A 20,279-nucleotide genomic window follows, 5' to 3' on the forward strand; every position below is an offset into this window, starting at 1 on the left:
TGGGCATTTTGCGGTTACTTTGAAAAGTTTTTGAGCTTTGATAAGTCGTTGAGCGCTTTCAAGGCACGCTTGCGTGTCTTGATGTTGGGACTCTTTAACTTACGTGTTGCTGAAGCGATGTCTAATTTTTCTGTCATAATGTAGATCTCCAATTTGTTATTTTCGCAAATAGGGACGGCAACAGCCAATAGGGACATGTTGCTAGCAATCTCACTTACAATTCATAAGTATACCAGAATAGCAAAGAATTACAAATGTCATGGTAGAATAGAGAGAAGAAAACTTTAGAAAGTGAAAAATGTTGATTATTTGTGGTGGAGCATGTTGGATGCAATATAAGTTTGCTTTGTACATAAATAGTTGACACGCTGATAAAATGATAAATAAACCAAAAATTGTAATTATTGGTGGTGGCTCTGGATTACCAGTTATTATTAAACCACTCATTAAAAAAAATATTGATTTAACAGCCATTGTGACAGTCGCAGATGATGGTGGTTCTAGTGGCTTATTGCGAAATTATATTAACATTGTGCCACCAGGCGATATCCGTAATATCTTAGTGGCTATGTCCCATGTTGATCCATCAATTACAGAAGTTATGCAGTATCGTTTTAATGCCAAAGACGATTTTTTTGCTAAACACGCTGTTGGTAACTTAATTATTGCTGCGATGACAGAAATGCATGGTAATATTTTTGATGCGGTCCAACATTTGGCACGTTTCATGCATGTTCATGGACAAATTTATCCAGTGTCTAATGAGCCGTTAATTCTACACGCTGAGTTCAAAGATAGGACCGTACTTGCTGGTGAGGCTGAAATTACTCACGCGCATAAAACAATTGACCATGTCTGGGTTACTGGTGATGAGCCAGGAGAAGAACCAAAGGCTGCACCGGAAGTTGTGGAAGCCATTCTAAATGCAGATATGATTGTTTATGGACCAGGTAGCCTGTTTACATCTATTTTACCTAATGTTGTCGTGCCAGAAGTTAGTGAGGCACTACGAATCACTACGGCAGCGCAAGTCTACATTGCCAATATTATGACCCAAAAAGGTGAAACGGACGCTTACACAGATGCCCAGCATCTCTTGGCACTTAACGCGCATATCGGACAACAAACGATTGATTACGTGATTTCAAATAATGCTGTTGTACCTAATGATTTTGTGGATTTTCAAAAGTGGGACGAAATTTCAAATCAGGTAAAGCTAGATAAGGCAGCAGTTGAAGTACAAGGTGCGCATCAAATTGCTGGTGATTTTTTGAGCTTGCGCGATGCTGGTGCTTTCCATGATGGTGAAAAAATTATGAATCAATTAATTAAAATTTTGGAGCAAAATTAATGTCATATGCATCAGATGTCAAAAAAGAATTAACCGGATTATTGGTACATGACGGTAATGCTAAGGCAGAATTATCCGCTTTAATGCGAATGAATGGCGTAAGTACTCTGGGCGTGAATCAGACAGTTGCTGTTAAAACTGAAAACGCAGCAATTGCCAGGCGAATATATACCTTATTAACACAAAATTATGATCATGTGATTGTTGAAGTAACAGTTTCTGAACCTAATCATATTTCTCAGCATAAATCTTATGGCGTACTACTTAAAAATCAGGTTGATGAGGTAATGGCAGATTTAGGTGTTGATCCTTTTGGTCTACATCCAGAAATTCCAGCGCGTATTTTAAATCAGGTTGATAAAAGACGATCTTTTCTCAGAGGGGCTTTTTTGGCAGCGGGCTCTGTCAATTCACCTGAAAAAGCCAACTACCATTTGGAATTATTCACGACACATGAAGAGTTAGCAGAACAGCTCCGTGATATGATGTTGGAGTTCAATTTACCAGCAAAAATTATTGATCGTTCTGGAGGTTTCATCGTCTATTTGAAACGTGCTGAAAAAATTGTTGATTTTTTATCGACTATTGGTGCGACACAAACGATGCTGCGATTTGAGGATATTCGAATGATGCGTGATATGCGTAATTCAGTTAATCGTATGACTAACGCCGAAATGGCTAACATTCAAAAGACTGCAGATGCGGCGAATAAACAAGTGCAACAAATTTTGTTAATTGCTGATGAAATAGGTGATCTAGATTTGTTACCCAAAAAACTACGTGATATCGCTAAAGTCCGTCTCGAACATCCAGATGATTCCTTAGCAGAAATTGGGGAGTTGTTAGAAATTAGTAAATCAGGTGCTAATCATCGCATACGTAAGTTAAAAGAATTAGCTCAGATGATTACTAATGAGGAACCATATGATTTAAATAAGTTATAAAACAATTTTTAGCACTCTTGGTGTGTTTGTGCTAAAATAGTATTAAGTTAAATGCATGATTGCATGAAAACGTACTAGTGTTGTCCATAGGTGGTGTGTTGGTATTTATTTTAACGAATGGATCAACTCACAATATCTTGCAATAGTGCTAAGTACTCTAAAATAAGGAGCTGAAAATTATGTGGCCAGGAGTTATTGAACAAACTGCTAATGGACGTGAAAGCTATGATTTACCTTCACGTTTGCTAAAGGATCGTATTGTTTTGGTTCAAGGCGAAATTGAAGATAGTATGGCGACATCAATTGCTGCGCAATTACTATTTTTGGAAGCGCAAGATCCAACAAAAGAAATTTCAATGTATATTAATTCACCAGGGGGCTCAGTTACAGCGGGACTATCAATTACTGATACAATGAATTTCATTAAGGCACCGGTAACAACAATTGTTATGGGATTAGCTGCTTCAATGGGAACTATCATTGCTAGTTCAGGTGAGAAGGGGCATCGGTTTATGTTGCCCAATGCCGAATACCTGATTCACCAACCAATGGGTGGTGCTGGTGGCGGTACGCAACAGACTGATATGGCAATTATTGCTAAGCAGTTGACTAAGACACGTGAAAAACTAAATAAGATTCTAGCAAATGCTTCAGGGAAAGACTTAGAAACAATCGCGCATGACACAGAGCGTGATTATTGGATGAGTGCTGAAGAAACGTTGGAATATGGTTTGATTGATGGTATTTTAACAAAAGCCGGCGAGAAACCAGTTATTAAGTAATTACAAATATATTAAGACAACAAAAAAGCAGATTGATAATGATTATCGTCAATCTGCTTTTTTGTTGTCTTAAAGAGGGGTATTCTCTAGCATCGTGGCATGATCAATAATTGGGAGTTCTTTATAAATATGAGGCAATAATTATGTAGGTTTGTTAAGCGGTTTCAATGTTTATAAATAGCGGTTATCGGTGGGTTTAAAACATTAATAATATACGTGCGAAAATGCACAAAATAAGGTACAATGGTATTGTAATAAAAATTAGGAGGATCTTATGAAGATTTTTGCTTATGGTATCCGTGATGATGAAAAGCCATCACTTGAAGATTGGAAGTCAACTCACCCAGAAGTTGAAGTTGATTATACACAAGAATTATTGACACCTGAAACTGCCAAATTGGCTAGTGGGTCTGATTCAGCAGTTGTATATCAACAATTGGATTACACACGTGAAACTTTGACTGCTTTGTCAGAGGTAGGTGTAACAAACTTGTCATTGCGTAATGTTGGTACGGACAACATTGATTTTGAAGCTGCTAAAGAATTGAACTTTAACATCTCAAATGTCCCAGTATATTCACCAAATGCAATTGCTGAGCACTCAATGATTCAATTGTCACGTTTATTGCGTCGCACAAAGGCCTTGGATGCTAAAATTGCAAAACACGATTTGCGTTGGGCACCAACAATTGGTCGCGAAGTTCGTATGCAAACAGTTGGTGTAATAGGTACAGGAAACATTGGTCGTGTCGCTATCAAAATTTTGCAAGGATTTGGCGCAAAAGTTGTTGCATATGATAAGTTCCCAAATGCTGAAATTGCAGCACAAGGATTGTATGTTGATTCGCTAGACGAATTATATGCGCAAGCTGACGCCGTGGCATTGTTTGTGCCAGGTGTACCTGAAAACCATCATATGATTGATGCTTCTGCTATTGCTAAAATGAAGGATGGCGTAATCATTATGAACGCGTCTCGTGGTAATTTGATGGCCATTGATGATATTATTGATGGATTGAATTCAGGTAAAATTTCAGACTTCGGTATGGATGTTTATGAAGAAGAAGTTGGTTTGTTCAATGAAGATTGGTCAAACAAAGAATTCCCAGATTCTAAAATTGCTGACTTGATTTCACGTGAAAATGTTTTGGTAACACCACATACTGCTTTCTATACTACGAAAGCAGTCCTTGAAATGGTTCATCAATCAATGGATGCAGCCGTGGCCTTTGCAAACGGTGAAACACCATCTATTGCAGTTAAATACTAAAATAATCATAACAAATAAAGCACGTGTTTATGATGAAAACATGGGGGAGATTCATCAGCCACATGTGTTTGTAGGATAATTGAGATAGTCGTGAGAGACTGTTAAGGGAAAGAAAATGAGTATTAAAGCAGATGGTCACAAATGGGCCTCAAAAGAATCTCAAGAAGTACGTAATGAAGAGTATGCACGTAAGGCCACTGAAATTGCAACGGTTGAGTTTAGTGGTGCTACAGAATTAAGGTTGAAAGATTTTTTCTTTAAAGTACTGTCTGGATCAGCGCAAGGTATTTTGATTGGTGTGCTACCTTCAGCTGTTATGAAGTATATCATTCAATACTCTGGTTTGGGTGCAACAGATTTTGGTGCTAACTTAAGTGCGATTTTAACTTTGTTTACATCATTGATACCATTCTTAATTGGTATGGCGGTTGCATTACAGTTTAAAATGAAGAGCTTGGATGTCGGTGTTGTTGCTGTTGCAACAGCAGTTGCCTCTGGATCCATCAAGTGGGCAACTGCACCAGCGGGCTTTACCAATCCAGTTACAGGGTTGAAGTCGATAGCACCAGCTAATGTTTATATTGCTAGTGGTGCTGGTGATGTTATCAATGCGATGATTGTTGCTGCTATTGCTGTACTAGTAACATGGTTGGTATCACGATATCTTAAAGGATTTGGTTCAGTTGCTATTATTTTAAGTCCCATTATCGTCGGTGGCGGTGTCGGCTTAATAGGTAAGTATATTGCACCTTACGTCGGATTAGTAACAACAGAAATTGGTGATTTGGTAGCAACATTTACTAAACTAGCACCAATTCCGATGTCTATTCTGATTGCTATGGCATTTGCCATTATTATTATTACACCAGTATCAACAGTTGGAATTGCTTTGGCTATTTCATTGTCTGGTATTGGTTCGGGTGCTGCAGCCATGGGTGTTGTGGCAACAACGATTGTATTATTGATTAATTCTTGGCGTGTTAATAAGCCTGGTGTGACTATTGCCATTGCTTTAGGTGCTATGAAAGGCATGATGCCTTCAGTATTTGCTAAGCCAGTTACAATGTTACCATTCTTATTGACAGCAGCTATTTCTGGTATTCCTGTTGCTTTGTTTAATATTCAAGGAACACCGGTAACGGCTGGGTTTGGTTATATTGGTTTAGTTTCACCAATTCAATCTATGGTAAAAGATCCAAGTGTACCAGCCAGTGTAATGAACCACTTCATTAACCCTATTGTGGCGTTAATTGCTTGGTTGATTGTTCCAATAATTGCTGGATTTATCGCCCAGTTTGTATTTAGCAAGTTATTGAAATTATATTCTCCAATGGATTTTCAACAAGATTTATAATATGACATGATATTGAAACATAAAAAATCACTTCGGTGATTTTTTTATTATTTAAAGTACTTAATAACTCTGAAATAATTAATTATATTATTATAGTCATATAATTGATTCCGAAATTGTTTATCAGACAGTAATGTAAATACAAAGTTGCAAAATAATGATTGATGTCAGTTTATTTCTGAAGGTAATATTTACTTTTTTGTGATGTTTTATCCACCAAAAAGAGGTTAAACAGAAAAATAAACAAATTATATGTACATTGTTTAATAATACCTTTTTGTACTGATTTTTGACATATATTGTCATTGTTTTGTAACATAGTTCGTGCAAAATAGAAAACATGATGTTAAAGAGAATAGTGATTATGAGTGCAACTGTGACGGGTTTGACGTTAGGTGTATTGGGAACACACTTTACAACAGACCGCCAACCAACCGAAGCTTCACTGCTTGATACGAAAATTGAGGTACGAGCTGTTGATTCATTAGCTGATATGAAAACAGTGCAACTAATGCCACAACGACAAAAGAATCAAGTAGTTACAAAAAATGTATCTGAAACAGCACAGGTACAAAATACTAACCAGGCAGTAACAGGGTCAAATGATGATCTGACAGTTAAAGACGATGAGTTAGTGAATAATGCAACAGTACCAGCAGAACCTAAGGCAGAACAAGCTGAAGTAGCTGAGATAGCGACTAGTACACCATCTCCAGTGCGAGCAGAAGCGAATAAAGCAGTACCAGTAGCTACAAGCGAAGAAAAGGCGAACCAATCAACAGCATCGGCATCTGAACCAGCAGCTGATATGCAATGGCTGATTACACGCGAAAGTCATGGTGATCCGCATGCTCAAAACGGATCATATTATGGTATTGGACAGTTATCTGAAAATTATTATGAAAAATATGTACCCGGTCAAGACTATCGTGGTAATTATGGCGTACAATTAGTAGCCATGCAAAAGTATATTGCAGAACGTTATGGTACGGTAGGGAATGCCATTACACACTGGCAAGCAAACAATTGGTATTAAAATCTCGTAGAACAAGTAACACAAATTTATCATACGGTTTTTAAAAGCATACAATGATGTGTGCTTTTTTGATTTTAGTACAGTGGTTTTAAATTTACAGTGATTGTAGTGTATAATAAGATAGATAAATAAATTGGACGAGGGCTTTTATGCGCTTAGAACGCTTTACGCCGACCTACATGGTTGAAAGAATATATGATTTAACAGTTGAAGATTTAAAAGCACATGGGATTACAACGGTTTTAGCCGATTTAGATAATACATTACTAGCTTGGAACAATCCGGAAGGGACACCAGAATTACGCCAATGGTTACAAGATTTACGTGAAGGTGGTATCGAGTTGATAGTTGTGTCTAATAACACAACTAAACGTGTTGCTAAAGCGGTTAAGCCACTGAATGTTAATTTTGTATCGTGGTCATTAAAGCCAATGCCACGTGGCATATTGCACATCTTACGTACACAGCATCTCAAACGCGAAGAAGTTATTATGGTAGGTGATCAGATGTTGACTGATGTGTGGGCAGCGCATGGTGCAGGTGTTCGTAGTGTGTTGGTCAAAAGATTGATTGAGTCAGATATGTGGCAAACTTGGTTGAATCGTAGTATTGAAAAACAAGTGAAAAAGATCGTTTTTAAAGCGCATCCTCACTTAAAATGGGAGAAATCACTTCGTGACAGATGAAGTAACGGACGCATATGTCCAAGAACAATTAAATGAAGGTTTACGATGTGTCGGTTGTGGCGCATTGATGCAAATAACAGAACCGCAAAATGCCGGTTATTTGCCTTTAAGTGCGTTAAAAAAGGCCATTGATAGTGAAGAATTATTTTGTCAACGGTGCTTCCGTTTACGTCATTACAATGAAATTCAGCCGGTTGAATTAACAGACGATGATTTTGCTGACCTATTACACCAAATTTCAGATACAAAGTCATTAATTGTCTATGTGATGGATGTATTTGATGTAACTGGATCAGAAATTTCTGGGCTGCCACGTTTTGTTGGCCAGGATAACCCAATTCTTGTGGTAGCTAATAAAGTTGACCTATTACCTAAGCTATTAAACAAAAGACGACTAAAAAACTGGCTACAAGCAGAATTAAAGTCGCAAGGCATACAACCAGCCGATATTTTTTTGACATCTGCTACGCATCCTAAGAATTTGGATGATTTATTGGAAACAATCGACGACTTACGTCAAGATCGTGATGTTTATGTTGTAGGTGTGACGAATGTTGGTAAGTCAACTTTAATTAATCAGATTATCAAATCGCGTACTGGTATACAGGACTTAATTACAACTTCTCGATTCCCTGGTACAACATTGGATCGTATTGTCATTCCTTTGTCTGATGGTAAAGATCTTATTGATACACCGGGAATTATTAAGCGTGATCAAATGGCATATGTTTTGTCGAATAAAGATTTAAAATATGCTTTACCAAAAAATGAAATTAAGCCACGAACTTATCAATTAAACCCTGAACAGACACTCTTTATTGGTGGTTTAGCACGTTTTGATTTTGAAAGTGGAGAACGTACAGCGATAACGGCTTACTTTGAAAATAATTTAAAGTTACATCGCACAAAGCTAGCTGGTGCTGATGAACTCTACGACAAACATGTTGGTGAGCTATTACAACCTGCACCAAGTGGTATCAGTACACATGAACTTATCAAGCATGAATTTAATGTAACAGAAAAAAGTGATATTGTATTTTCAGGGCTCGGTTGGATGACTGTACCTGCTGATATTAAAGTTTCTGGTTGGGCACCAAAGGGCGTTTCAGTCCTTATTAGAAAGGCAATGATTTAATGTTAAAAATAACAGGTAAACAAAAACGTTTTCTACGTTCAAAAGCTAACACATTAACACCAATTTTTTCAGTTGGGAAAAACGGTTTAGCTCAAGCATGGGTTGATGAAGTTGTACTAGCATTATCAAAACGTGAGTTAGTTAAAATTAGTTTGCAACAGAGTGCAGATGAATCAGCAACAGATGTTGCTGATTTCATTCAAACACATTCAGATATTACCGTGGTACAGACTATTGGGCGAACGTTGGTTTTGTTTTTGCCAGCACAAGAAGATAAATACAAGAGAATTTCGGTTGAATTAGCTAAGATTTAATTTAAGGCGGTAATATCAATGAACGGGACGTATATCTTTTCAACTCAAACACAAGTAGAATCCAAACCATTGCTTCAAAAAAAGCGTATTGGTATTTTTGGTGGGACCTTCAATCCACCACACATTGGGCAATTGGTCCTGGCAGAATGCGTAGGTAAACAATTAGGTGTAGAAAAAGTATATTGGATGCCTAATTCACAGCCAGTGGATGGTACGCATGCAAGTGCCATTGAACCTTCTTATCGTGCACAATTGGTTAAAAGTGCAATTATGGGGAATCCTTTTTTTGATATTGAACTGATTGAAATCCGTAACGGTGGACAATCATATACCTATCAAACTATGCGTGAGCTTGTTGAGTCACATCCCGAGAATGAATACTATTTTATTGTTGGCGCTGAAAAAGTTAAAAAAATGCAGTCATGGGACTACATCGATGAATTAACTCAATTAGTTAAGTTTGCGGTTGGTGTTCGTGACGGGCAGAAAAAACAATTAAATTTCCCTGCCTTGTGGTTTGATGTACCAGATATACGTATTTCGTCGTCGGATATTCGAACACGATTGCGGTTGAAGCAAAGTATTAATTATCTCGTCCCTGAACGTGAAGCATACTTTATTCAGGAGTATAATTTATATAGAGGCTTATATGACTAAATATTTTGATGGTACAATGATGGACTTAGAAGCAAAAGTTGCTGCTAAACTTTCTGAATATCGTTTTCAACATGTTTTGCGTGTGCGGGACTATGCTCGAAAGCTAGCCATTGCTAATGGTGTTGACGTTGAGCAAGCAGAAGTAGCGGCATTAGTACATGATTACGCTAAAGAACGTTCAAATTCAGAATTTTTGACGTTAATTCGCGTCAAAAATTTAGATCCTGATTTGGCTAACTGGGGTAATTATATTTGGCATGGTGTGGTTGGTGCTGAAATCATTCACGATGAGTTAAATATTCAAGATAATGACATTTTAAACGCTGTTCGTGAACATACAACTGGGGCAGCCGAAGGCATGACGAAATTGTCGCAAGTAATATTCATGGCAGATTATTTAGAACTTGGCCGTAATTTTTCTGGTGTAGACACAGCGCGTCGTATCACCGATGAATCATTAACCGCAGGTGTTAGGTACCAAATTGTTCACACTGTTTTACATCTTGTAAAGAAAGAAACCGCAATTTATCCTAAGAGTATCACAACATATAATTATTGGATAAATCAAAAATAAACTGGTTGATCCAGATTGAAAAGAAAGAGTATAGGAAGAAAATTTTGACAACACCATTAAATATACAAAAAAAGTTGGAAATAGCAGTAAAAGCAATTGATAGTAAAAAAGCAAATAACATTGTCGCTATGGATATGCATAAAGTGAGTTTGATGGCGGATTATTTTGTGATTGCTGACGCAACGTCTAATCGCCAAGTACAAGCCATTGTAACCGAAGTAAAAGATAAAATTCAAGAAGCTGGTGGTGACATTAAGTTGATTGAAGGTTTTCAAACAGCAGACTGGGTTTTGATTGATTTGGGGGATGTCATTGTTCATGTCTTTTCAACAGAACAACGTGATTTCTATAATTTAGAACGTTTGTGGCATGATGCGCCATATGTTGATTTAACTAAATTACTTGTAGCGGAATGAAGAATAGAGATGGGCGGCAGCTCGTCTTTTTTTCTGTTAAAATAAGTTTATGACTAACAAAAATTTACAACAAAATTATACAACTTTTGCCGAGAAATATGATCAGTTATTTGATGATGACATGTATCAAGCATGGGCAAATTATGTGACACAAAATGTCACAAAAGGCTCAGTACTTGACTTGGGTGGTGGCGCAGGTAGATTGGCTGTATTATTGGCAAAACAACAATATGAAGTTGATATTTTAGACTTATCAGAGGATATGTTATCATTGGCGCAACGGCATGCTACTGAGGCAGCTGTTGATTTAAATTTGTTACAAGCAGACATGCGAGAATGGACTGACTGGCAAAAGACATATCCGGTAATTGTTAGTTTTGCTGATGCTTTGAATTATTTACCGCAATTGACAGACTTAACAGCTACGATTGAACAGGTTTATTCACATTTAGAGCCTGGGGGTGTGTTTTTATTCGATGTAATCACACCTTATCAAACTAACGTATTGTACGATAATTATTATTATAATAACGATGATGATGAAGACAATATTTTTATGTGGACTAGTTATCTAGGTGAGGCAGTCAATAGTGTGGATCATGATTTAAAATTTTTTGTTTATGATCCAAAAATTGATGGTTTTAATATTTTAAGAGAAATCCACCATGAGCAGACATATGATTTAGATATTTACCAACAAGTTTTGTCAACAGTAGGATTTACTGATATTGAAGTAACAGCTGACTTTGGGAAACGTGCAATAGATGATAAAACTGAACGGTGGTTCTTTAAGGCGGTGAAAAAATGAAAGTTGTAGGATTGGTAACTGAATATAATCCATTTCATAATGGACACATTCACCACATACAAGAAGCTAAAAGAGTGACTCAGGCTGACGTTGTGGTTGCTGTTATGTCAGGTAATTTTGTTCAACGTGGTGAACCAGCACTATTTGATAAATGGACAAGAGCAAAAGCAGCACTAGAAAATGGTGTTGATTTGGTCATTGAACTGCCCACTTTTTATGCGGTACAGCCGAGTCATTTATTTGCGGAAGGTGCAGTTAAATTACTATCAGCATTGGGAATTGAGGACATGGTGTTTGGCAGTGAACATGCAGATGTTGATTTTTTAGCGTTAGCTAACGAAGCACCTGCCATTGATCAAGGACAAAAATTTCAAAATAAAAATCAGACTTTTGCGAAATCTTATGCCCAACAATTAGAGAATGAGACAGGATTTGTATTAGAAGATCCAAATGATATTTTAGCATTTGGTTACGCGAAGGCAGTGTTGAAATTGGATGTTAATATGGCACTGCACCCAATTCAACGCGTTGTGGCTGGATATCATGATCAGACACTGATGGACTCTCAAAGCATTGCTTCAGCTTCTTCTATTCGTTTAGCACTACATAAAGGTAAATTAGAAAAAATACAAAATGTCGTGCCGAACAATACTTTGGCTGCAATTAATTCAGAAATAAACACGGTTGGCTTTGAAGAGAAATTTTGGCCACTACTTAAATACCGTTTAACAACAGATACAATTGGCCAACTTGGGCAAGTATACCAAATGGCTGAAGGGTTGGAACATCGTATGGCAGCTGTCGCGTTAGCCGAACCAGGGCCACAAAGTTATCAAAGTTTTATTAAATCCGTGAAATCTAAACGTTACACTTTCGCACGGATTCAACGTATGTTGTTTTACACACTGCTTAATGTTAAGGTGGATCAAATGCAAGCAGCCATGCAGGACCCCTATTTGCGCGTACTTGGTTTCACTGATGCAGGACAACATTACCTCAATGAAATTAAGAAAACTGTTACTTTACCAATCATTAGTAAGGTTGATCAACAGTTAGCTAAAGCTAATTTGCGTCTTGACTTTAAAGCAGGAAAATTGTGGCAAATGCTGGCCAGTGAGCAAGATCAACAGCAAGATGTGACACGTAAACCCATTTATGTGACAAAGAAATAGGTATCGAAGGAAAAATTATGAAGTATAATAAAAATCAACTCCAAAAATATCATCAAGCACCACTACAATTTAATGAAACACTGGATTTAGAAGCAATTGCTAAACAACGATTTCCAGAAACTATTTTAGCATTATCATCATTAACTGTTGATGGTACAATCCGTTACGATGAAGCTGATGATTTACTTTTACATGTCACTGTAACTGGACAAATTACTGTGCCATCTTCTCGATCGCTCGAGCCCGTACTATTGGATGTTGATCTAACTATTGATGAACTATATATTGATAATGAGAAACACCTTGAAGACTTTGAAGAGACAGAAGCAGTTTTTGTATTAGAAAATGATACACTTAATGTCGATGAAGCCATACTTGACAACATTGTAGCCAATTTACCGTTGCAAATTTTAACGGCTAATGAGCTAGAAAATGATGTATTACCATCAGGTCAAGATTGGCATGTTATCAGTGAAGAGACCTTCGAAAATGAGAAAAAACAAGCAACTAAGCCACCATTGGACCCCAGACTAGCTAAATTAGATGATTTTTTCAAAGAATGAGAAAATACTTGCAAAACTTTAGAAATTACTCTAGAATAAAAGGAAGTAATAGAAATAAATTCGGTTTAACCGAGCTAAACATTGAGGGCAAATAATGAGTAAAGTATTGATTGTTGAAGATGAAGAAAACTTGGCAAAGTTTGTCGGGTTGGAGTTAAAACATGAAGGATATGAAGTAGAGACGGTTTTGGATGGTCGTTCAGGGTTAGATTTAGCTTTAGAGAATGATTATGATGTTATTTTGCTTGATTTAATGTTACCAGAATTAAATGGTTTAGAAGTTGCGCGTCGCTTACGTGAAGTAAAAAAGACGCCAATTATTATGATGACTGCGCGCGATTCTGTTATTGATCGTGTCTCTGGGCTGGATTATGGTGCAGATGACTACTTGGTGAAGCCTTTTGCCATTGAAGAGCTACTAGCACGTATTCGCTCATTATTGCGCCGTATTGCCATTGAAACAGAATCTAATGACAAGCACCGTGCTATTATTAATTTTAAAGATTTACGTATTGAAAAAGAAAATCGTATTGCACGACGCGGTGATCAAATTATTAATTTGACTAAGCGTGAATATGATTTACTATTAACATTGGTGGAAAATATCAATGTTGTCCAATCACGTGAACAACTGCTGAAAGAGGTCTGGGGATTTGATTCAGAAGTAGAGACTAACGTTGTTGACGTTTATATTCGATACTTACGTAATAAAATTGATGATCCAGAAAGCAAGGCGTCATACATTCAGACTGTTCGCGGTACTGGATATGTCATGCGTAGTTAATTTAAATGATGACTAACAAAAATATCAAAACTGAAAAAGCTTCACGTCGTTTTTCGCTGCGTTGGCAGTTAGCATTGGGTATGGCGTTAGGCTTTTTTGCTATATTCATTATATTTGCATTACTTGTGACTGAACGGCTACAAAAATATTATGGCAGATTGCCAAACGAACTCTATCATTGGTTAGAATTAATTGTGATTGCAGGTAGTGTGACTATTTTTGTGTTTGCCATTGTTCTAGCACGATACATTTTACGCCCAGTAAAATCAATTCAAACCACAATCAAAGCCCTTGAAGATGACCCTATGACAGATATTCGTGCGAGTGAAATTGGCGCTAATGATGAATTGTCTGATCTTGTTCGTGTTTTGAATCGTATGATTGACCGATTGCAGAGCTTAATTAGTGCGCAACAGCAGTTTGTTTCTGATGTATCTCACGAGTTACGCACACCTGTTACGATTGTTAAAGGACATATGGATTTACTTAACCGTTGGGGAAAAGATGAACCAGAAGTCTTAGATGATTCGATTAAATCTTCCCTTGCGGAAATGCAACGGATGGAAACCTTAATCAATGAGATGTTGAATTTGACGCGTGCGGAACAGATACCGATTGAGAATGTTAAGGAAATTAGCGAAGTAGGGGGCTTGGTTCATCGTGTATTCGATAACTTCAAAATGATTTATCCCGATTTTGTTTTCACCTTGGATGATGATTTAACACGAGAAGCACGAGTGAGAGCACGTCAAGATCATGTTGAGCAGATTTTGATTATATTGGCGGATAATGCTGTTAAGTATTCTTTAGATCGTAAAGAAATTCATTTTGCTTTGTCACAGACCGCTAATCAAGTTGAAATTGGCATTCAAGATTTTGGTGAGGGTTTATCTACGGATGATGCTGAACATGTTTTTGATCGTTTTTATCGTGTCGATAAAGCCCGTTCTCGAGCCAAAGGTGGTAATGGGTTAGGATTAAGTATTGCTCAGCGGTTGGTTGAAGGTTATGGTGGTGAAATCAATTTAGAAACAGCTTTGGGTTCAGGCTCCGTTTTTACCATACGTCTACCACTTTATAAAGAGGTAATTGATGATGAAGAGTTATCAAGTTAATGTTTTTGGTATTGTACAAGGTGTAGGATTTCGCTGGTTTGCGCAACAAACAGCTCGGACATATCATATTGTTGGCTGGGTTAAAAATGAGTCAAATGGTTCAGTACTTATGCATATACAAGGAAAAGAAACAGAAGTTATAGATTTTATCGCAACGATTCAACAGGGGACAGGGTTTAGCCGTGTAGATAAGATTATTAAAGAAGTAATTATACCATTTGATGCGAATAGTTTTGCTATTAGGTAGTAAATATTGGTATAATATACTTTTGTAACAATCAGGAGAAAAATAAACTTATGAAACAGCTAAAACGTGTCCTTACAGCAGCCTTTGTTATCTTGGACATTATCTTAATTACTGGCGGCTATGATGAACATAGTAAGATGTATCGTTGGATTGGGCATCCCTTAGCCGATATAATGACAAGTATTGCGCACATGATTGGTGGCGTTAATGGCATTGGTTGGGCAATTATTATTATTACCGCTATTTTGCGTTTGATTTTACTGCCTTTCTTTTTGAATCAACAAGTCAACACTACAATTAACCAAATCAAGATGCAAAAGTTGAAGCCAGAAATTGACAAGTTGCAGTCTCTTTCTCGTAAAGCAGGAACCACTCAAGAACAGCAGCAAGCTAGTATGGCAATGATGTCTTTGTATCGTGAAAATGAAGTTAATGTCATTGGTGGTATTTCATTCTTGACGATGGCTATGCAGTTACCGGTGTTCTCTGGCTTGTATTCTGCTATTTTGCATGCGCCAGCTTTGAAAGAGGCATCATTCTTAGGTTTTGACCTGAGTCAACCGCAAATTGTTTTTGCAGTTATCGCGGGTGTTATATATTTGATACAAGCATGGTTAATGATGCAATATATGCCAGCAGAACAAAAGAAGACATCAGCAATGATGTTGTTTATTAGTCCCATCATGATTATGGTGTTTGCGATGATTGCTAGTGGAGCTATTGGACTTTATTTCGTGGTTGGTGGTGTGTTTGCGCTTATTCAATCCCTGATTCAACATTATCAACGACCTGGTTTAGAAAAGCGAGTTGCATTAGAGTTTAAAATTAAAAAAACAGCTGATGATTTAATGGCCGAAGGTATCAAGGTGCCAACTGCCAAAGATTCGCAAAACGTTAACCAAAAGAACAGTAACATAGTATCAACTAAACAGTTAAATAAGGAAAAACGTAACGCTGGTAAGCAGCAACGTTGATGGGTAAGTACGTCAAAAAAGTTTGACGTACTTTTGTCAGTTCTCAGAAGAACAGAAAGAAATAGAATTATGGATCGCATTTTATCAAATCAAAATAGTCACGTTAAAGCATGGTCGAAACTTGCAACAAAAAAGGGTCGCCAAGAAAACAGGACTTATCTATTAGATGGTTGGCACTTAGTCGAAGAAGCTGTTAAAGCGGGTGCTAAGTTCCATGCTGTTATGGCAACTGAAGAACAAATGGCTGAGCACTTGCCAGATGTCCCTCATGGTGTACCAGCTTTTGAAATTAGTGCTGAAGTCGCTAAACATATTGCTGGGACAAATACGCCTCAAGGTATATTTGCTGAAATTTCACTACCTGATAAAACTTTTAATCCAAGTTATGTTCATGATGGTGCTTGGTTACTACTTGATAACATTCAAGACCCAGGGAATGTAGGTACTTTGATTCGTACAGCCGATGCAGCTGGGTTTAAAGGGGTTGTTTTAGGAGCAGGAACAGCAGATGTTTTTGCGCCTAAGGTTGTGCGAGCAATGCAAGGTTCTCAATTTCATTTGGAAGTATTAAATGGTGATTTAAATGAATGGGTAGATGCTTTGACAGCTAATAATTTACCTGTTTATGGTTCACAATTAAATGAGTCAGCTAAATCATATCGTGATGTTGAGGCTAGCACACAATTTGGTTTGATCGTAGGTAATGAAGGACAAGGCATGTCAGATGTACTTGCTGAAAAAACGACAGCTAATCTTTACATTCCTCTCCAAGGTCAAGCCGAAAGTTTGAATGTTGCCATTGCCGGTGGTATTTTAATGTTTAGTTTGGTAAGCGGCAATTAAAACACTGGTATCATTTTTTTCAAAAAATAATAATTATTATGCAGTATATTGATTTTTTTGGTACAATAAGAGTTAACGATTATAAGTAGAGGTATGACTGTGGAACAAATACTCACTGTAATTTTGATTGTCGTGGGTTTTTTACTCATTATGACAGTCATGATGCAACCAAGTAAGCAACAAGATGCGTTATCAGCTTTGTCTGGTGGTGCTGGTGACTTGTTTTCAGAACGTAAATCACGTGGATTCGAAGCCGTAATGCGCCGAACAACTGCTATTTTAGGTGGTTTGTGGTTTATTATAGGTTTTGCGTTAATGTATTTATCAGCACATTAAAAAGAATAAAGGTCAGTTTGCTCTTTTTGTAGACTGACTTTTTATTTTGAAAAAAATTCAGAAAGAAGATATAAATGTTATTAGACCAATTAAAATCACAAATAAATGGTTTTTTAAAAGCAAACCGTGAGCAAAAATTTACAGCTCAAAATATGGCAGACGGATTACATATGACATCTGCTGCTGATTATAAGCAAGTAGTTAACGCTATGAATGCTTTGGTCAGAGAAGGAGAAGCGGTTGATCAGGAAGGCCGCTATCAGTATAATGTCAATGCTGGCTATGTCATAGGTGAATATCGCGCAAATGATAAAGGCTTTGGGTTTGTCAAATATGACGATGAGTTGCCTGACTTCTTTATTAATCCTGAAAATACGTTGCAGGCAATGCAAGGTGATCAAGTTCGTGTGTCGACTTTAAAACCATCTGCTTCTCCAGATCGGGGACCAGAAGGTAAAGTAGAAGAGATTTTATCACATGCCTATGAACGAATAGTGGGCGCGTTTTCACTGGGTTCAGAAGCCAAAAATATGATTGGTGAATTACGAATTAGCGATAAAAAAGCTATGAACTTTAAAGTTTTGGTGAATGGTGACGGTTTGAAGCCTAGTGATGGCCAGGTTGTTGTGGCCGAGGTAGTGACTTTTCCTGACAAAACCCATCCCCGTGAGTTAGTGGCTCATGTGGTAGAGACTTTGGGATTCAAAGACGAACCAGGCATGGATATTTTGCAGATTGTTTATGCAAAAAAGATACCCAGTGATTTTCCAGAATACGTGCTAGCTGATGCAAAAAAGATTCCATCTGATGTGTTGTCATCTGATTGGCAAGGTCGTGAAGATATTACTGAGCAAACATTAGTTACGATCGATGGGGCAGATACAAAAGATATCGATGATGCGGTAGTCGCATGGCGATTGAGTAACGGTAATTATCATTTAGGTGTACATATTGCTGATGTGTCACATTATGTTACTGAAGGATCATCAATTGATAAAGAAGCATATAATCGTGGGACATCAGTTTATTTGACGGACCGTGTGATTCCAATGCTACCTCGTAATATTTCAAATGGTATTGCGTCCTTGAATCCCAATGTAGAACGGTTGGCTATGTCGGCAGAAATGGAAATTAATCCAGAAGGTCGAGTAGTTAATCACCGTTTGCATACATCAGTCATGAAATCGCATGCCCGTATGACCTATGATGCAGTGAATAAAATTTTAGAAGGCGACGTTTTTGTACAAGAAGAGTATGCGCAGCTGACACCTATGTTCAAGGTCATGGGAGAGCTGCATGAAATTTTGTATAAGATGCGTAAAAAGCGTGGTGCAATTGAATTTGATGCACCAGAAGCACAAATCATTGTTGATGATGAGGGAAAAGCTGTTGATATTCAATTACGTGAACGCGGTACAGCTGAACGCATGATTGAGTCATTTATGTTAGCAGCTAATGAAACAGTAGCGGAACATTTTGATAAATTAGAAGTACCATTTTTGTATCGTATACATGAAGTGCCGGATGGCGAACGGGCCAAGTCGTTCTTCGAGTTTTCAAAGGCATTGGGGCATCCAGTGTATGGTGATCCTAGTAAAGTGACGCCTGTGATGTTACAAAAATTGATGAATGACATAGCAGGTGATCCAGCCGAGCAAATGATTTCAACAATGATGCTGCGTGCTATGAAGCAAGCAAAGTATTCGCCAGAGCCAGTTGGTCATTTTGGATTAGGTGCAGAATATTATACTCACTTTACCTCGCCTATTAGGCGTTACCCGGATTTGACAGTACATCGTTTAATTAAATGGTATGAAAAACATGGCTATGGCATTGAATCACAAGCTAAGTATGCTGATTCATTAATGAAAATTGGTGAGGATACAAGTACGCGTGAACGTCGTGCTATTGATGCTGAGCGAGATGTAGATGCATTGAAAAAAGCCGAATATATGTTGGATAAAGTCGGCCTAGAGTTTGATGGTGTCGTTAATTCGGCCTTGAAATTTGGACTCTTCATTAGTTTAGAAAATACAGTTGAAGGGTTAGTGCATATTTCGAATTTGACTGACGATCACTATGAGTACGATGAGTCTCATGCGGCTTTAATTGGCCGTACAAAACATCATATTTATCAAATTGGGCAGAAAGTTCGAGTGAAAGTACTACGTGTCAATAAAGAAGAACGTACTGTAGACTTTATTTTAATTGATCCAGAAAGTGCACCAACAACAACGATTCGAGTTGATACCAAGGATAATGGTAAGTTTGGCAAAGGTCGTAATCGTGATGAGAGACGTCAAAATGAACGACGTGGTAAATCTGAAGGTCCAAAACAAAAACGTGGGCCATTAGATGCTAAGCAAGGACAAAAGCGTGATTCAAAACGTAATTTCTAGTGATTACATGTTTTATAATGGTAATGGAGGCAATGTATATGTCCCAAAAAAAGCAAAAAAATAACGAACAATATCTTGCACAAAATCGTAAAGCACGTTTTAATTATGCTATTGAAGAAACATTTGAGGCTGGTATTTCGTTAACAGGTACAGAGATTAAATCGGTACGTGCGGGTCAGATTACTATTGGTGATGGTTTTATTACAATCCATGATGGAAACGCCATATTGGCCAATGTTCACATAGCACCATATGTGCAAGGTAATCAATTTAATGTAGATCCACTAAGAGCCCGTCAATTACTACTTCATAAACGAGAAATTACTACTTTATACAAAGCAGCAAGTGAATCTGGGGTAACAATTGTACCGCTAAAAGTTTATTTAAAACATGGATTTGCGAAAATTTTGATTGGTATTGGTCGAGGTAAGAAAAAATATGATAAACGTCAAGATATTAAACGTCGAGATCAAGAACGTGAGTTAGGTCGACGTTTAAAACACTGAGAGTCGAAAGACT

The 20,279-nt window shown here is 37.4% G+C and carries 24 protein-coding genes; 23 read left to right on the top strand and 1 reads right to left on the bottom strand.

What is annotated here, in order from left to right; translation table 11 throughout:
• Positions 1-14: 14 nt before the first annotated feature.
• The gene (locus HNQ98_RS05910) at positions 15-137 is read right to left on the bottom strand and encodes a putative metal homeostasis protein (protein ID WP_172600981.1); all 123 of its coding nucleotides are present in this window, start codon (positions 135-137) and stop codon (positions 15-17) included.
• A 239-nt stretch (positions 138-376) separates the two neighbouring features.
• On the opposite strand from HNQ98_RS05910, the gene HNQ98_RS05915 reads away from it, so the two are divergent.
• From HNQ98_RS05915 to smpB, 23 genes are all read left to right on the top strand, one after another.
• Positions 377-1,351 carry a gluconeogenesis factor YvcK family protein gene (locus HNQ98_RS05915; protein WP_014974738.1) on the top strand — a complete coding sequence of 325 codons (975 nt, stop codon included), beginning with the start codon at positions 377-379 and terminating at the stop codon, positions 1,349-1,351.
• Positions 1,351-2,295, top strand: coding sequence for a DNA-binding protein WhiA (whiA, locus tag HNQ98_RS05920; protein WP_014974737.1), 945 nt, complete (start codon positions 1,351-1,353; stop codon positions 2,293-2,295). Before HNQ98_RS05915 ends, whiA begins: the two co-directional genes overlap by 1 nt.
• Before the next feature lie 179 nt (positions 2,296-2,474).
• On the top strand, positions 2,475-3,077 hold the full coding sequence (locus HNQ98_RS05925; RefSeq protein ID WP_014974736.1) for an ATP-dependent Clp protease proteolytic subunit: 603 nt from the start codon (positions 2,475-2,477) through the stop codon (positions 3,075-3,077).
• Positions 3,078-3,351: 274 nt separating this feature from the next.
• Positions 3,352-4,347 carry a D-2-hydroxyacid dehydrogenase gene (locus HNQ98_RS05930; RefSeq protein WP_014974735.1) on the top strand — a complete coding sequence of 332 codons (996 nt, stop codon included), beginning with the start codon at positions 3,352-3,354 and terminating at the stop codon, positions 4,345-4,347.
• A gap of 115 nt (positions 4,348-4,462) precedes the next feature.
• Entirely contained in the window at positions 4,463-5,701 is a 1,239-nt protein-coding gene (locus tag HNQ98_RS05935) for a PTS sugar transporter subunit IIC (protein WP_135198187.1), read from the top strand.
• Positions 5,702-6,065: 364 nt separating this feature from the next.
• Positions 6,066-6,737, top strand: a complete 672-nt coding sequence (locus tag HNQ98_RS05940) for an aggregation-promoting factor C-terminal-like domain-containing protein (protein WP_223822775.1) — start codon at positions 6,066-6,068, stop codon at positions 6,735-6,737.
• Positions 6,738-6,886: 149 nt separating this feature from the next.
• Positions 6,887-7,423 carry a YqeG family HAD IIIA-type phosphatase gene (locus HNQ98_RS05945; protein ID WP_135197702.1) on the top strand — a complete coding sequence of 179 codons (537 nt, stop codon included), beginning with the start codon at positions 6,887-6,889 and terminating at the stop codon, positions 7,421-7,423.
• A complete protein-coding gene (yqeH, locus tag HNQ98_RS05950; protein ID WP_135197701.1) occupies positions 7,413-8,558 on the top strand; it encodes a ribosome biogenesis GTPase YqeH in 1,146 nt (381 codons plus the stop codon). Before HNQ98_RS05945 ends, yqeH begins: the two co-directional genes overlap by 11 nt.
• Positions 8,558-8,872, top strand: coding sequence for a ribosome assembly RNA-binding protein YhbY (yhbY, locus tag HNQ98_RS05955; protein WP_135197700.1), 315 nt, complete (start codon positions 8,558-8,560; stop codon positions 8,870-8,872). Before yqeH ends, yhbY begins: the two co-directional genes overlap by 1 nt.
• 18 nt (positions 8,873-8,890) lie before the next feature.
• The gene (gene nadD / locus HNQ98_RS05960; protein ID WP_135197699.1) at positions 8,891-9,529 is read left to right on the top strand and encodes a nicotinate-nucleotide adenylyltransferase; all 639 of its coding nucleotides are present in this window, start codon (positions 8,891-8,893) and stop codon (positions 9,527-9,529) included.
• On the top strand, positions 9,522-10,103 hold the full coding sequence (gene yqeK / locus HNQ98_RS05965; protein WP_135197698.1) for a bis(5'-nucleosyl)-tetraphosphatase (symmetrical) YqeK: 582 nt from the start codon (positions 9,522-9,524) through the stop codon (positions 10,101-10,103). The genes nadD and yqeK overlap by 8 nt, the downstream gene beginning before the upstream one ends.
• Positions 10,104-10,144: 41 nt before the next feature.
• On the top strand, positions 10,145-10,519 hold the full coding sequence (rsfS, locus tag HNQ98_RS05970) for a ribosome silencing factor (protein ID WP_373306185.1): 375 nt from the start codon (positions 10,145-10,147) through the stop codon (positions 10,517-10,519).
• 49 nt (positions 10,520-10,568) lie between these two features.
• On the top strand, positions 10,569-11,327 hold the full coding sequence (locus HNQ98_RS05975; protein WP_014974726.1) for a class I SAM-dependent DNA methyltransferase: 759 nt from the start codon (positions 10,569-10,571) through the stop codon (positions 11,325-11,327).
• Positions 11,324-12,499, top strand: a complete 1,176-nt coding sequence (locus HNQ98_RS05980) for a nucleotidyltransferase (RefSeq protein WP_135197696.1) — start codon at positions 11,324-11,326, stop codon at positions 12,497-12,499. Before HNQ98_RS05975 ends, HNQ98_RS05980 begins: the two co-directional genes overlap by 4 nt.
• A gap of 17 nt (positions 12,500-12,516) precedes the next feature.
• Entirely contained in the window at positions 12,517-13,062 is a 546-nt protein-coding gene (locus tag HNQ98_RS05985) for a YceD family protein (protein ID WP_135197695.1), read from the top strand.
• Between the two features lie 94 nt (positions 13,063-13,156).
• The gene (locus HNQ98_RS05990) at positions 13,157-13,846 is read left to right on the top strand and encodes a response regulator transcription factor (protein WP_014974723.1); all 690 of its coding nucleotides are present in this window, start codon (positions 13,157-13,159) and stop codon (positions 13,844-13,846) included.
• 5 nt (positions 13,847-13,851) lie between these two features.
• Positions 13,852-14,961 (top strand): sensor histidine kinase, encoded by a 1,110-nt coding sequence (locus tag HNQ98_RS05995; protein WP_373306183.1) that lies wholly within the window; start codon positions 13,852-13,854, stop codon positions 14,959-14,961.
• Positions 14,942-15,208, top strand: coding sequence for an acylphosphatase (locus HNQ98_RS06000; RefSeq protein WP_172600982.1), 267 nt, complete (start codon positions 14,942-14,944; stop codon positions 15,206-15,208). The genes HNQ98_RS05995 and HNQ98_RS06000 overlap by 20 nt, the downstream gene beginning before the upstream one ends.
• 50 nt (positions 15,209-15,258) lie before the next feature.
• Positions 15,259-16,182 carry a membrane protein insertase YidC gene (gene yidC, locus HNQ98_RS06005; protein WP_135197693.1) on the top strand — a complete coding sequence of 308 codons (924 nt, stop codon included), beginning with the start codon at positions 15,259-15,261 and terminating at the stop codon, positions 16,180-16,182.
• A gap of 69 nt (positions 16,183-16,251) precedes the next feature.
• On the top strand, positions 16,252-17,025 hold the full coding sequence (locus HNQ98_RS06010) for a TrmH family RNA methyltransferase (RefSeq protein WP_014974719.1): 774 nt from the start codon (positions 16,252-16,254) through the stop codon (positions 17,023-17,025).
• Between the two features lie 99 nt (positions 17,026-17,124).
• Entirely contained in the window at positions 17,125-17,361 is a 237-nt protein-coding gene (gene secG / locus HNQ98_RS06015; RefSeq protein ID WP_277950080.1) for a preprotein translocase subunit SecG, read from the top strand.
• 74 nt (positions 17,362-17,435) lie between these two features.
• A complete protein-coding gene (gene rnr / locus HNQ98_RS06020; protein ID WP_135197692.1) occupies positions 17,436-19,760 on the top strand; it encodes a ribonuclease R in 2,325 nt (774 codons plus the stop codon).
• Positions 19,761-19,798: 38 nt separating this feature from the next.
• On the top strand, positions 19,799-20,266 hold the full coding sequence (gene smpB / locus HNQ98_RS06025) for an SsrA-binding protein SmpB (RefSeq protein ID WP_014974716.1): 468 nt from the start codon (positions 19,799-19,801) through the stop codon (positions 20,264-20,266).
• Positions 20,267-20,279: the final 13 nt, after the last annotated feature.

Origin of the sequence: Leuconostoc carnosum, assembly GCF_014207505.1 — a bacterium.
Lineage (GTDB): Bacteria > Bacillota > Bacilli > Lactobacillales > Lactobacillaceae > Leuconostoc > Leuconostoc carnosum.